The sequence below is a fragment of the Neobacillus niacini genome, assembly GCF_019749295.1.
GTDB lineage: Bacteria > Bacillota > Bacilli > Bacillales > Cytobacillaceae > Neobacillus > Neobacillus niacini_D.
This window is the reverse complement of record NZ_JACWFG010000013.1, coordinates 150101-162705: the sequence shown is the minus strand read 5'-3', so window position 1 is coordinate 162705 and position 12605 is coordinate 150101. Positions and strand designations below refer to the sequence as shown.

Below are 12605 nucleotides of genomic sequence, written 5' to 3'. Positions count from 1 at the left end.
ATTGGGAGTTGAAAAACGGGTCCTCTTTTTCACCCTCTATATACACTATCACATGTTCCAGGTTTCGGTTCATAGAAGCAATGTTCTTTAAATTGTCCAGTAAAAGGTTGATCGTACCATGTTGGAGGACACGGACCAGTTGGATTAAAGTACCAAAGAGAATATTTCGCTGGGTGTTCTCTCCAATATTCCACCACATTCTTTCTTGCTAATCTTCTTTCAGCCTCTCTTGCTCTTTGATAAAATACATTGCCTTTTTGAACCGCTTCAAAAGAGAAATTTCCTCCTTGCACTTGAAAGATGACTTGTTCAATATTTGTCAATGCTCTAAAGTCTGGACAATCTGCTACAACGCGGTTAACAATTACATTCCCAACATAGAGCATTCCTTGTTTTCCTTCACCTTCAGCTTCTGCTCTCATCATCCTTGCCATTAAGTCTATGTCTGAACTTCGGTGCGCAACTCTTGGCATTTTTCCCACCTCCAAAATATAGTATGAATCAATGCCAACAATAATGACTTGGTTTATTAAATGAAAGATTAGTTTTTAAAAATGTTTAACCCTGTCCTCAAATAAGGACAGGGTTTGATGTTAAACCTGCATGATCTGGATAAGGTTTCCACATGTATCGTCAAAGACAGCGATTGTTAAGTCCCCCATTTTTGTCGGTTCCATGAAAAACTTCACGCCTATTTCTGTTAACCTTTTGTGCTCTGCGTGAATATCCGAAACCCCAAACATCGTTACTGGGATGCCATCAGCAAATAACTTCTCTTGATACTCTTTTGCAGCTGGATGTTGATTTGGTTCCAACAATAATTCGGTACCCGTTTGATCCTCGGGAGAAACAAGTGTAATCCACCTATATTCACCTGTAGGAACATCATGCTTTTTTACAAATCCCAGTGTTTCTGAGTAAAATTTAAGTGCCTTATCTTGGTCGTCTACAAATATACTAGTCACAATAATTTTCACTGTTTTTGCCTCCTTTTATAGTTATCTAATAAAATTACTCTACCCATCCTTTCAGCAAATTTTTAAGTGGTTCGTTGTTAAAGATAATGACTCGGTATTTTCCTTTTTTCTCTGACGTAACGAGTTCTGCATCTTCCAAAACAGAAAGGTGCTTAGCTATCGCTTGTCGCGAAATGGCTAAGTTGTGCTTCATAATGAGACGTACTGTAAGTTCATACAACGTTACCTCGTTACGTTCTGATAGTTCGTCTAATATGAGCCGCCGAGTCGGGTCACTGAGTGCTTTAAAAATAGCGTCTTTGTCCCAATTCATATATCGAGTATACGCAACCCTCTGGTTGCTTGTCAAGTATAAGTAACCTTATGGTTGCATGAAGAGAGATAATATCATGCAACCTTAGCAAGATAGTGTATAGGATTGAACATTAATTATTTCATTAACTGATCTCTGTCAGCAGCATGAGGCGGTCTTTCCAGCCATTCATGTTTAATTTGGAGATTTAAACCGTCCTCCGCGTAGAGTCCAATCTCGCCTTGTAATCGCACATAATCAGCAGCAATGTCACGTCTTGGACTAGCAGATAGTGCAGTACCGTAGTTTCCCATACCAGCAGCAGTCATCATGGAAACTTGATACAACATTAATTTATCGGAAAAAGGAGATTCCGTTGTGACCTGAACTTGTGCATCCCAGGTAACAGGTACAGGGAGGTCATTTTGATGTAAGTACTTACTAAAAACCTCAATTTGCTTTTTTGAAATTTCTTTCCCCCTCATAAAATAATCTCGGATATCTTTTAATTCCGCAACTTGACCAAAACCAGTTATAACTGCAGTACCCATATGATTAGTTTGGACATTAGAAAAGAGGTGAGTGATCTCTGCGGCAGTTAAAGGCCTTTGCTTACCCCACCAACCTGCTAAGAAATGTTGTTTTTCAACCATATCCACTTCTTGGAGATAGGGAATATAGGGAGACCTAACTTCTATCCCCTTTGAAAGAAGGAGATTTGTGGAATCATTATATAATTCCATTGTAGAAGAGATACAAGACATAAAATGTTCTCGAATATCATTGCGAAAGGTATGTGGCAAAATGGCACCGTATGTTACTAAAGCCCCTTTCGTCATATGTTTCGTGTAGAATAAAAAGAACTCATCAGAAAAAAGCCTTGGAGCATCCACATCGACATCATTCTCAGTAAAACCTAGAGGGATAGCATGACCTTCTTCCTTAAATATTTTTGTAACAACTTGTACATGTTGTTGTGATAAATCTAATGCATGCTGTAAGATTTTTTTGATCTCTTCATCTTCAACCTTAGCCAAATAATATTTATAAACACATACAAACATAGAATCCGCTATATAATTTGCCCATAAGCCACCTACTTCAGATGAAGTTAAACGAATATGATGAGTTTCCATAATAATACCCCCAGTTTTATACTTGGATATTATTCCCCATAGGAAAAATCTTAATAAATATTTTTTCACAATTACATCAATTATACTTGGAGTCCTTTGTCTATTTTAAAATGAAAATCATTCCATAAATGTTTATCAATCTTATTAATCAAAGTTCCCCATTTTAATTCTGTTGTAACCACTATATTTTCATGCAATCGTAATGATTCATATGAATAAAAAAAACGCTCCTATAATACGCAGGAACGTTAACATTATTCTTTACATCACGGTTGTTTTCAATTTTACATATTAATCAAGGTAAAAAAGTTCCACCTATTTCATTTGTACTCTTAGAGTTCAACGCAATATTTTCGTTTAATTGTTGTTCAGTAGATTTGACGTGGTCAGGATCTTTAAATTTCCTGTTAGGAAATAGCTTATCAAATAATAAACCAAACAGTACAAGTGCTAATAAGAATCCCCAAAATAAGTATGCGATGATTGACATAGAATGCCTCCTTTACTAAATTATTTTAAGATTCAAATAATATACTTTAATTATACACTGTATTACACAATTATTGGTAATTGTATTGTACAATAAATTGAATGGTTTTTTGATTTTCAGGAAAAGACCCACATTAGCTCACCAGAAAATGTATGCCAACTAACTATTTCTCCCAAAGCTCGACCAGTCGGCCATCCGGATCCTTAATCCAAGCAAACTTTCCAAAATCACTAATTTCTTTTTCCTTTACAAGTGGAACACCAATCTGTTCAAGATGGTTAATGGTTTCGTCTAGATTTTCTACTTGGAAATTTAACATCACCTGTTGTTCTGTTGGAAAATAGCTGTTATCTTCTGTAAATAAAGAAAAGATTGTTTCATTACCTAACTGAGGTTTTATTATAGTCCCATTCCATTCTTCTAGATCAATCTTAAATACTTTACTGTACCATTTTTTTACATCATCAACATTCTTAGTTCTCCAAAATACTCCTCCAAAACCTTTTATCATCCTATTTAACTCCTGTCTGCATCAAATAATTTTCCTTTATATTTGTTATTTTAATAAGTTTCTACAGTTAGAAGTGTTAATCCTTCTTGATATAGCGCCCGCATAAACTTCTCTAAAACATTAAGGAAAAAGATGGACATATTATCTGTAGGAGGTGATAAGGTGACTGACGAAAAGAATACTTCCAAACAAGAAGAATCATATGGTAAAACAGATAGGATTAATAACGACCGTCATAATGATAACGCCAGGGCAGCAGCTGATCTTCAATCAAATACTCCGAGAATTAATACAGATAATCTATAACAGTAAGTTATTCAACCAAATGGAATACCGAAAAGACTAATTAACGCTTGGATTAAATCCAAGCGTTTTCAAGTTTCTAAATTTCCCTTTACTATAATTCTTTTATATACCAAGCGTCCATGGCGCTATGCTCTGAACCATCTAGCGGTCCATCAAGCTGTTGGAAACCTAATTTAATGTAAAGCAGGTTAGCTATTTCGAGTTTCTTCAAAGTTTCTAAGTAACAGCGGGAATAATGTTCTTTGGCAAAGATCAGTGCTACTTTCATCAACTTCTTGGACAGGCCCAAACCTTGAGCTTCGGGTTTGATGTATAGCTTTTGTAACTCGCAAATACCGGTCTCGTGTCCAAATGGTGCGATACCGACACCGCCTACCACTTCATCCTTTTCATTCAATGCAACCCAATAGGTCGCATTTGGTATGTCCTTGTAAAATTGTGCCAGATTACTCAATTGGGGGTCAAAGTAGGCTGTTCCTGGAATGTTTAAGTTAAATGATTTCAAAGAACGTTTTATAATTTGCTCCATTGTCTGATTGTCTTTTTCCTCAATTTCACGAATCTGCATGGATTCATCCTCCGTATCTAAGTTGAATGATATTGTTTTACTTCATTTATGTAATCTATCAAAAACTCCCTATCCTCTGGAACCGGTAGCTCTAATTAAGTAGTTTGTTTATTCGAATCCAAGTATTATTCAAAAATACTGTTATCTAGTGTTAAGATGGAAACGTCAAATCCTTCTGGTCTTTAAAGATTTTTGCATTACAACCGTTTTTACTAAATAGCCATTAGGGTTCGTGACAACTTCCTCTTTAGAAATAAAATACCCCATGGATTCGTACAATTCAATATTTTTTGGTAATGAAAGTCGAACACGACATTCCATTGTTCTTTGAAAATTGTCATAAGCATATTTTTCTAGCCACAATAACATCGCTTTCGCTATTCCTTTCCCTCTTGCTAAGGGTGTCACTGATACACGTGAAAAATATAAAGTATCCTCTTTCAGGATAAACCTGCAGGTACCAAGAGGAACTCCATTTATCGAACATAGCAAAGCCTTCTCGGAATTATTCTTAATAGCTATTTGTAAAGCATCTAAAGATTCATTTAATGCACTTGAAGGAACATCAAGGGTTCGATATTCTTCAAACGCCTCTAACATAAGCTTGTAAACAACAGGAACGTCCATTTCTTCAGCGATTTTCATTTCCATTTGCATAACCTCTCCTCAAAGTAATAATTGAAAGTATTATTTCTATCGTTCAACATTATAGACAAGTGAATGTTTAACAACATTAATTTTGTTAGATATTCTAACAGTCTTTAATTAAATAATACTGCTGGTTAGCTAACATGAAAAAAAGAGTCGCAACTCCGACTCCTTAATGAGATCAAACCTTGTAACCTAATAGATTCCTTGGAGTTAGTCCACGGTCACAAATTTATATCCTTTCTTCGTAAGTTCTCGTAATATATCTTCAATCACTTGGATTTCCCCACCTGTTTGATCGTACATTGGATGCAGCAAAATGATTGATCCTGGTTTAATGTTTTCCACAACATATTTTACTTTTTCATCAGTACTTGATGTATATGTATCTGGTTCTAGAGACCACATAATGGTTTCTCTTTTGTGCTTATTTAAATAATATGGTAGCCCGACAAGTTTTTTTCCATACGGAGGTCGAAAGTCAATTTCGCCTTTATATCCATACTTTCTAATCAACTCATCTGTTTTTTCTATTTCCTCTTTAATAAAAGATGGTGATTTTAAAACCATTCTTTTATGAGAATAGGTGTGATTTCCAATTTGATGTCCAGATTTAATCAATTTTTTAGCTTCTTCAGGATGTTTTTCAATATCATTTCCGATTAGAAAAAAAGTTGCTTTCGCCTTGTATTGATCTAATAAAGGCAGGATTTGATCCACGTTTTTAGTGGGACCATCATCAAAGGTTAAGGCAATGACCTTTTCTTCCGTTTCAACTTGATATGTTAACCCCCCAAAAAATTGAAAAGTTCTTAATTTCGTTACCTTAAACATTCCAGCGAATATAAGTGCTATTAATAAAAAACTAATTCCAATTAGTACTAATTTCTTCTTCAATTGTTTGTTACCATTCCTTCAAACCTTATTTTGTTTGTATAGTCCTTTTTTTCTCTTATAGTATACTAATGTTAATCCTATAATTAGACAAATTAGCCCACCAAAACCAGTAGTTATTAATCGCATTTCTTCTTTAAAAAAGAACGCGTTAATTCCTAAAAATATGATAATTACCCATCCTAGTACATTTATTTTACTTAGTTTCATTCCCAGCCTCCATTTTTTTGACAGATAATCATTATTATCATAATACTAAGTAACCTATTTGTCAGGGCAGAATAGATAAAGTAAAGGAAAATTTTATGGTAAACTAACAATTGATAAAAATTAAGCGAGGGATCATATGAATTCAATTGAAAAACGTAAAGGATTTACATTTAAAAAGGTATTACAGGGATTAATGGTTATTATAGGAGGTTTTATTGCGGCATATGGTTTAGAAACCGTATTGATACCTAATAGTGTATCGGACGGAGGAGTGACGGGTATTAGTATTGTAGGTTCACAGCTTTTTGGTTTACCATTAGGAGTTCTAATTGCTGTTCTTAACATCCCGTTTATCTGGTTAGGATATAAGCAAATTGGAACGGGGTTTGCTTTATTATCGGTTATCGGAATAGCTTCACTTGCCATTGGTACCATTTTTATGCACCATACCCCAGCGATTATAGAGGGAGATACCTTGTTAGTAACTGTGGTTGGAGGAATTATTCTTGGGCTTGGAATGGGCTTAGCGCTGCGAAATGGCGGTGCACTTGATGGAATTGATATGCTTGCAGTACTGCTTTCTCGAAAATTACCATTTGGAACGAGCGATCTCATTTTATTCCTAAATATGTTTGTATTTATTTTTGTTTCAACGGTATTTGGTTTACAAGGTGCTTTCCTTTCTGCCATTGCTTACTATATTGCGTCTAAAGTTATACATATAGTTGAAGAAGGGCTTAGTGGATCTAAAACCTTTCAAATCATCACAACGCAGCCAGAATTAATGGTTGAGAAAATCCGTGAAGAGCTAGGTCGTAGTGCCACGTATAAAGAAGCGTACGGAGGATTTTCCCATGAGAAATTCAAGGAAATTACTTGTGTGATTAACCGCTTAGAAGAAACGAAGCTAAAGGAAATTATTAATGAAGTGGATGCAAAAGCCTTTGTTACCGTATATGACGTAGCTGAAGTAAAAGGCGGTAATTTTGTGAAACATAATATACATTAGATACAAATGAAACCTAAGCATATCACCCGCACCGCATAACTTTTGCGGTGCATTTATTTTTAGAAAATACACCCTCCATATGAACAAAATTTCCTTATGTAACTAACCTCTCACATTAGATAACAAGAAAAAAGACCGCCAAAGCGATCTCATCTTTCCCCGCGTAAGAATACGGACGAAGAATTTACCTTTCATTAATCAATGAACCAAGAAAGTCATTCATTCGAATAACCATACCTTCTATTTTATGTTCTTCAGTTAGATTCGCTTGGCCATTCACCATTGCAACTTTTGATTCTTCACTGCCTTCTTTTTGGTACTGTAATTCCACTGTGAAATTATAAACCATATCTTTAGCATCTATTTTTTCGTAATCGATTTTCCCCACCTTTAATTGGTAACCGTTTCTTCTCGGTTCAATCATTAATACGGAACCATAGCTGTTAACGAAATCTAGATAAGCCGAATCATTAGCAAAATATTCTCTATACAGTCCTTCTTCATATTGTCGTAAAGGTTCTATCCAATCCGTCTGATCCAATATTTGATTTAATTCTTTACTTGGCCCTGTAAGAGCATTCTGTAATACCGCTTCAATCGTCTGTATATTTTCATCCTGCGTTTTCGTTTCATTTTCTCCTAGTGAAGTGAGAGTATCAAGAACAATATCCTTTCCACTAAAAGAGAAAAACCATGAAAATGCAAGAACACACAATACGAATCCACTTGATACAAACGATAATCGCTTCATCATGTGCCTTTTGGTCTTTTTGCGTGCACGTTGTTTAAGCAAATTCTCAGTGGATGTAACAAATTCCTGTCTTGGTTGTAAAGGATAAGATTCTTTCAATAGGTTGAACAAATCTTTATCAGTTTGCATTTCCCATTACCTCCTTTACATCTATATTCAAATTCTTTCTTAAGTCTTTTAATGCTCTGTGATAATCTACTTTGACCTTAGATTCAGTGCAATTGAGAATCTCAGCAGTTTCTTTTATTGAAAATTCATTGATTCCTCTCAACAAAACGACTGCTCTATAATTGGGTTTTAATCCTGAGATTGCTTCATGCACTTCCTGCTGCACTTCACTAATTTCAACTAATTCAGTAGGTCCTATTTCCTTTGATGCAATATGCTTGAAAAATCCCTCTTTAAAAATAGAAGAAAACCTTTTCTTTCGATAGTGATCGATTGCCACGTGTTTGGCGATTGAAAAAATCCAAGTTTTGAGACTGCTAGTACCATTGAAGTTGGATAGGTTTTTCAATACTCGAATAAATACTTCCTGCGTCATATCCTCCGCTTCATCTTGATTTCCCGAAAAACAGATAAGAAATCTATATACATCTAAATAGTGTTGATGATAAATATCGCTGATTCTTTTCTCTAAATTCTCTGAATCAAACAAACCTTTCCCCCCTTAAATTGAAGTATTCATTTATTAATCGTTTTACCTTAGAAAAAGTTACAGTAATTTTAATATTATTGAAGATTCTAAGCGCACCTCATCCTTTTTACGTACATATTTCTACAAATTATATCATGGTAACGCTGTTTGTATTTTCCAATGGGATAAATCAGTAAGGACAAAATACTTAGAATCTAATAAACAGATAAATAAATAATACGTTTATTTATCATTGACTGAACACAAACGTTATTGTAATCTGTTTATAAATATACAAACATAATAAACAAACGTTTATGTATGTGTGATTGGAAATGATTAATACAATGATAATTTCAGATATTTTTTGGAGTGCCTCTTTGGAAGAGTTGAAAAATGGATATATTCATGAAAAAGATTCATTCATTTGTCTATTATGTGGGGAAAGAATCGAAAAAGGGATTGTCTATCCTTTCGAGAATAGAATGTACGAAGCGGAAAGGTATATGCGGATTCATATTGAAAGCACCCACCAATCCGTATTTGAATACTTATTGGGCATGGACAAGAAACTCACAGGTCTTACTGAACACCAAATGAACCTTTTAGCCCTCTTTTATCAGGGGAAAAGTGACAAAGAAATTCAGAAAGACCTGGGCATTGGAAGTGCCTCTACCATTCGTCATCACCGTTTTGCTTTAAAAGAAAAGGAACGCCAGGCGAAGACTTTTTTAGCCTTGATGGAATTACTTAGGGAAAAAGATGAATATGCACCAGCATTTGTACCCGTCCATAAGACAGCCACAATGGTAGATGAGCGATATAACATTACTCAAGATGAACAAGAGCAAATTGTGAAAAAGTACTTCGCAGAAGGAAAATTGACTAAGTTTCCCCAAAGAGAAAAACAAAAACTTGTAGTTCTTAGAGAAATTTCTACTCATTTAGAAACGAATTACCAGTATGATGAACACGCCTTAAATCAGATTTTAAGGGGCTTCTATGAGGATTATGTCTTAATCAGAAGATATTTAGTCGATTACGGATTCTTAGATCGTAAATCAGACGGCAGCAGTTATTGGTTAAGAAAATAAATGGAAAACAGTAGGTGAAAAATCATGGATCGCAAAAAAGAGCTAAAACAACAATACAAAGAAACGGAAGTTGAAGCAGGCGTTTACCAGATTAAGAATACAATTAATCAAAAAATACTGGTGGGAAGCACGAAAAACCTTAAAACGCTCAACGGTGTTAAATTTATGCTCGAAACAAATGGGTATACCACTAACAAAGACCTGCAAAAAGAATGGAACCAGTACGGAAAAGACGCTTTCATCATTGACATACTAGAAATATTGAAAAAAAGTGATGATCCTTATTTTAACGAAAAAGAAGCTTTATTAGCGTTAGAAGAAAAATGGCTTGAAACATTACAGCCCTATGGAGAACGGGGTTATAATAAAGAGTAGCGAATGGAGTGGTGAAATTGAATACTAAAATGATAGAAGCAAATGGACATAATATTACGATGATTCATGCAGAATCAATTTTACTAAATGACGAACAAAGTGCATTGGATATGATTATGTCGATTAGCTTCGAAACTGGCAGTAATCGAATCGCATTAAACAAAGAAGCTATTTCAGAAGAGTTCTTCAAACTGAGTACAAGACTCGCAGGGAATATCCTTCAAAAGTTCATAAACTATCATATTAAGTTTGCAATTATAGGAGATTTTTCGTCTTATACTAGCAAATCACTGAAAGATTTCATTTATGAATCTAATAAGGGAAACAGTATATTTTTTGTTTCATCTGAACAAGAAGCAGTTGTTAAATTGTCTGCCGCTAAATAGAGATGAGTAAAAAAGGTTTCAAGAGTTCCTTGAAACCTTTTATTACTCGTAGAACTCCATATGCGTCTTTTCCTTTCTGTAATATTCTAGTCTATCCTGTAGATTTCCTGTATGAAATTCAAATTTATGACCATCAGGGTCCGTAAAGTAAATCGACTTTTTATCTTTTTCATCTCTTTGTCGACTGTTCAAGATATTTACTTTCAATTCCTTCAATCTATCGTACATCGTTTTAAATTCTGCTTCTTCAATTGAAAAGGCTATATGGGTATAAGATTGATGTATCTCATTCCGCGGAATTTCTTTTTCTTCATTAAGAGCCAGCCATATTCCATTTAAATCAAAATAGGCAGTCTGCCTCCCCTTCACTAACAACTTTGCACCAAACACGTTTTGATAAAACTCAATTGAATAATTTATGTCAGAAACGGAAAATAGAAAATGATTAAGACCTTTTACTATCATATGAACACCTCAGATAACAGACAATTTGTAGTTTTGATACTACCCTATTTTTCTTTCGTATAAAAAGATCAAGTAACTTTCTCAATCATTATTTTCCTATACATCCCATTTAGCATGACAGGGGTATCTTCTTCTACACAAATATTTTTATGATGTTGGGCTTTTTATGATGTTGGGTGATTTCACAAAAACTCCTGCCAATATCCGTTCCTAACACAGAAATAATGGGTCTTAAAAGCATTTTTGGTAATGATAGTCTCTGATTCTCAGGGGAAAATTTATCAAAAATAATGATTTTCCCATCCTTACGTAAAACTCGCACCATCTCTTTAAAACATTTCTTTGCATCAGGCACGACCGAAAGAATCAGACTTGCCACTACATAGTCAAACGATTCATCATCAAAATTCATCTTTTGAGCATCCATTTCAAAAAACGTAATATCGTGATTTCGAAACTTTGCTCTTGCTTTCTCAAGCATATCAGGAGAATAATCAATTGCTGTAATATCCAGATCAGAAAGATATATTAACTCTAGGTCAGCACCCGTACCTACACCCACAAACAATATTTTGTGTATTTTATCAAACGAGATGTCTCGAAAAACACGCTTTCGGGCAGCTAAAAACATACCTGAGTTAAAGAACATATCATAAAGTGGAGAACCGAATTTATAAATAAATTTGTTCCAAGTATTATTCAAAATCATCACTCCTAAACAACGCCTTGAATACATTATATTCCATATTTAGACTTTCCGAACAATGATATGATTGTAAGATCATAATTGGTAAGTAAATACAAAAATAGCGTTAATCCTCAATAGATTAACGCCAATCGTACTTTTAAATGATTTAACTTTCCAACTTATTTGTAGATGTTTTTATAGGTTCTGTTGAGTAGACATCTAGAAAGGTACCATCTGTAAATTTTATCACGACAGCATGAGTGGCAATCGCAACTTCCTCCACTGTTTTCCCTGCCAGTTTATCAGGAATCACTTTATAGTCATTGTTTTCCAATTTTCTTAATCTCCTTCATTCACAATTTGTAGGATGTCTTAAGGTTGAACTTTTATTAATTTGATCAATTCTATGATTCTTTCATTGGCACCAAGTTCAACTGACACTAACTTGGTATTTTTAATAATGTCAGTGTAGAAGTCTTCCCCAGCAGGGTAATTGCCATCCCATCGCAATGGAACATTGTACACATTTATTGTGCCATCCCCATTACCACTATATGTTATAGATCCATCTACCAACCGGGAACCTGCTAACTGAATAACATTTTCTGGATAAACAGCACTGGTGTTATCATCGGGGTTGATAGGTGTTCCTGCAGGAATATGTAGAACATTTAATTCCTCGATTTCTTGATTAGGTCCAAGCTGCAGCCAAATACGAGCGTACTCAATTTGTTCGCTAGAATATGAGGATAGTATTTCTTTGTCCTCTTTATCAACCGGCTTTACTTCACCATTCTCCGAAGAAGTATCCTCCGATTGAATGACAGGTGATTCTTCCGATGAAGGGTTATCTTCATTAGATGATTCCTCCTCTTTATCTGTGTCCGGCGAACTAGGTGCTGTCTGAGGTGAATGAGAACATCCTGTAAAAATCAATAAAAATACAGTGATCAAAACAAGAATAGATACCTTCTTCAATCTCTACACTTCCTTTTAACTTTATTCGTTAATTTTTGGAGCAAAGTAATTTCAAGTTTTTCAATGGTGCTGCAGGAAGTAATTGATGGATAATTAGGAGAATTCGTAATTATATGATACACTAATTTTACCATTTGTTTTACTATTTTACATGCGCCCTGCTCATTCGTGAGTGGGGCTCCTTGTTTTT

Annotated in this window: 19 protein-coding genes and 1 pseudogene; 5 read left to right on the top strand and 15 right to left on the bottom strand. The window is 34.7% G+C overall.

Annotated elements, in window-relative coordinates:
* Positions 1-29: 29 nt before the first annotated feature.
* The 6 genes from H0184_RS18740 to H0184_RS18715 all read right to left on the bottom strand — a co-directional run bounded on the left by H0184_RS18740 (position 30) and on the right by H0184_RS18715 (position 3406).
* Positions 30-473 (bottom strand): cell wall hydrolase, encoded by a 444-nt coding sequence (locus H0184_RS18740; RefSeq protein WP_221827550.1) that lies wholly within the window; start codon positions 471-473, stop codon positions 30-32.
* A 120-nt stretch (positions 474-593) separates the two neighbouring features.
* Positions 594-977 carry a VOC family protein gene (locus H0184_RS18735; protein WP_221827549.1) on the bottom strand — a complete coding sequence of 128 codons (384 nt, stop codon included), beginning with the start codon at positions 975-977 and terminating at the stop codon, positions 594-596.
* A 34-nt stretch (positions 978-1011) separates the two neighbouring features.
* Entirely contained in the window at positions 1012-1290 is a 279-nt protein-coding gene (locus H0184_RS18730) for an ArsR/SmtB family transcription factor (RefSeq protein WP_221827705.1), read from the bottom strand.
* A 116-nt stretch (positions 1291-1406) separates the two neighbouring features.
* Complete coding sequence (locus tag H0184_RS18725) at positions 1407-2405, bottom strand: DUF3231 family protein (protein WP_221827548.1); 999 nt, start codon at positions 2403-2405, stop codon at positions 1407-1409.
* A 295-nt stretch (positions 2406-2700) separates the two neighbouring features.
* Positions 2701-2895 carry a hypothetical protein gene (locus H0184_RS18720; protein WP_221827547.1) on the bottom strand — a complete coding sequence of 65 codons (195 nt, stop codon included), beginning with the start codon at positions 2893-2895 and terminating at the stop codon, positions 2701-2703.
* Between the two features lie 163 nt (positions 2896-3058).
* The gene (locus H0184_RS18715; RefSeq protein WP_221827546.1) at positions 3059-3406 is read right to left on the bottom strand and encodes a VOC family protein; all 348 of its coding nucleotides are present in this window, start codon (positions 3404-3406) and stop codon (positions 3059-3061) included.
* 162 nt (positions 3407-3568) lie between these two features.
* Here H0184_RS18715 and H0184_RS18710 point away from each other — a divergent pair, with 162 nt between their 5' ends.
* The gene (locus tag H0184_RS18710; RefSeq protein WP_221827545.1) at positions 3569-3712 is read left to right on the top strand and encodes a hypothetical protein; all 144 of its coding nucleotides are present in this window, start codon (positions 3569-3571) and stop codon (positions 3710-3712) included.
* Between the two features lie 91 nt (positions 3713-3803).
* On the opposite strand, the gene H0184_RS18705 is transcribed toward H0184_RS18710, so the two are convergent.
* From H0184_RS18705 to H0184_RS18695, 3 genes are all read right to left on the bottom strand, one after another.
* Positions 3804-4280, bottom strand: a complete 477-nt coding sequence (locus H0184_RS18705) for a GNAT family N-acetyltransferase (protein WP_221827544.1) — start codon at positions 4278-4280, stop codon at positions 3804-3806.
* Positions 4281-4445: 165 nt separating this feature from the next.
* Positions 4446-4931: a GNAT family N-acetyltransferase gene (locus H0184_RS18700; RefSeq protein ID WP_221827543.1), complete on the bottom strand. Its 486-nt coding sequence runs from the start codon at positions 4929-4931 to the stop codon at positions 4446-4448.
* 210 nt (positions 4932-5141) lie between these two features.
* A complete protein-coding gene (locus tag H0184_RS18695) occupies positions 5142-5825 on the bottom strand; it encodes a polysaccharide deacetylase family protein (RefSeq protein WP_221827542.1) in 684 nt (227 codons plus the stop codon).
* 343 nt (positions 5826-6168) lie between these two features.
* Here H0184_RS18695 and H0184_RS18690 point away from each other — a divergent pair, with 343 nt between their 5' ends.
* Positions 6169-7041 carry a YitT family protein gene (locus H0184_RS18690; RefSeq protein ID WP_221827541.1) on the top strand — a complete coding sequence of 291 codons (873 nt, stop codon included), beginning with the start codon at positions 6169-6171 and terminating at the stop codon, positions 7039-7041.
* Between the two features lie 184 nt (positions 7042-7225).
* Here H0184_RS18690 and H0184_RS18685 read toward each other — a convergent pair whose 3' ends face one another.
* Both H0184_RS18685 and H0184_RS18680 read right to left on the bottom strand, forming a co-directional pair.
* A complete protein-coding gene (locus H0184_RS18685; RefSeq protein ID WP_221827540.1) occupies positions 7226-7921 on the bottom strand; it encodes a hypothetical protein in 696 nt (231 codons plus the stop codon).
* Positions 7911-8450 carry an RNA polymerase sigma factor gene (locus H0184_RS18680; protein WP_221827539.1) on the bottom strand — a complete coding sequence of 180 codons (540 nt, stop codon included), beginning with the start codon at positions 8448-8450 and terminating at the stop codon, positions 7911-7913. Before H0184_RS18680 ends, H0184_RS18685 begins: the two co-directional genes overlap by 11 nt.
* A 326-nt stretch (positions 8451-8776) precedes the next feature.
* Here H0184_RS18680 and H0184_RS18675 point away from each other — a divergent pair, with 326 nt between their 5' ends.
* From H0184_RS18675 to H0184_RS18665, 3 genes are read left to right on the top strand one after another with little or no spacing between them, the layout of a single operon-like run.
* Positions 8777-9523, top strand: coding sequence for a DUF2087 domain-containing protein (locus H0184_RS18675; RefSeq protein ID WP_221827704.1), 747 nt, complete (start codon positions 8777-8779; stop codon positions 9521-9523).
* Positions 9524-9547: 24 nt separating this feature from the next.
* A complete protein-coding gene (locus H0184_RS18670; protein ID WP_221827538.1) occupies positions 9548-9898 on the top strand; it encodes a GIY-YIG nuclease family protein in 351 nt (116 codons plus the stop codon).
* A gap of 17 nt (positions 9899-9915) precedes the next feature.
* Positions 9916-10284, top strand: coding sequence for a DUF4180 domain-containing protein (locus H0184_RS18665; protein ID WP_396953603.1), 369 nt, complete (start codon positions 9916-9918; stop codon positions 10282-10284).
* Between the two features lie 42 nt (positions 10285-10326).
* Here the strand turns inward: H0184_RS18665 and fosM are convergent, their stop codons facing one another.
* From fosM to H0184_RS18645, 4 genes and pseudogenes are all read right to left on the bottom strand, one after another.
* Positions 10327-10746 carry a FosM family fosfomycin resistance protein gene (gene fosM / locus H0184_RS18660; RefSeq protein WP_396953606.1) on the bottom strand — a complete coding sequence of 140 codons (420 nt, stop codon included), beginning with the start codon at positions 10744-10746 and terminating at the stop codon, positions 10327-10329.
* A 71-nt stretch (positions 10747-10817) separates the two neighbouring features.
* Positions 10818-11452: pseudogene (locus tag H0184_RS18655) on the bottom strand (class I SAM-dependent methyltransferase).
* A gap of 151 nt (positions 11453-11603) precedes the next feature.
* On the bottom strand, positions 11604-11771 hold the full coding sequence (locus tag H0184_RS18650) for a hypothetical protein (protein WP_221827536.1): 168 nt from the start codon (positions 11769-11771) through the stop codon (positions 11604-11606).
* Positions 11772-11809: 38 nt separating this feature from the next.
* A complete protein-coding gene (locus tag H0184_RS18645) occupies positions 11810-12415 on the bottom strand; it encodes a hypothetical protein (RefSeq protein ID WP_221827535.1) in 606 nt (201 codons plus the stop codon).
* Positions 12416-12605 lie beyond the last annotated feature (190 nt).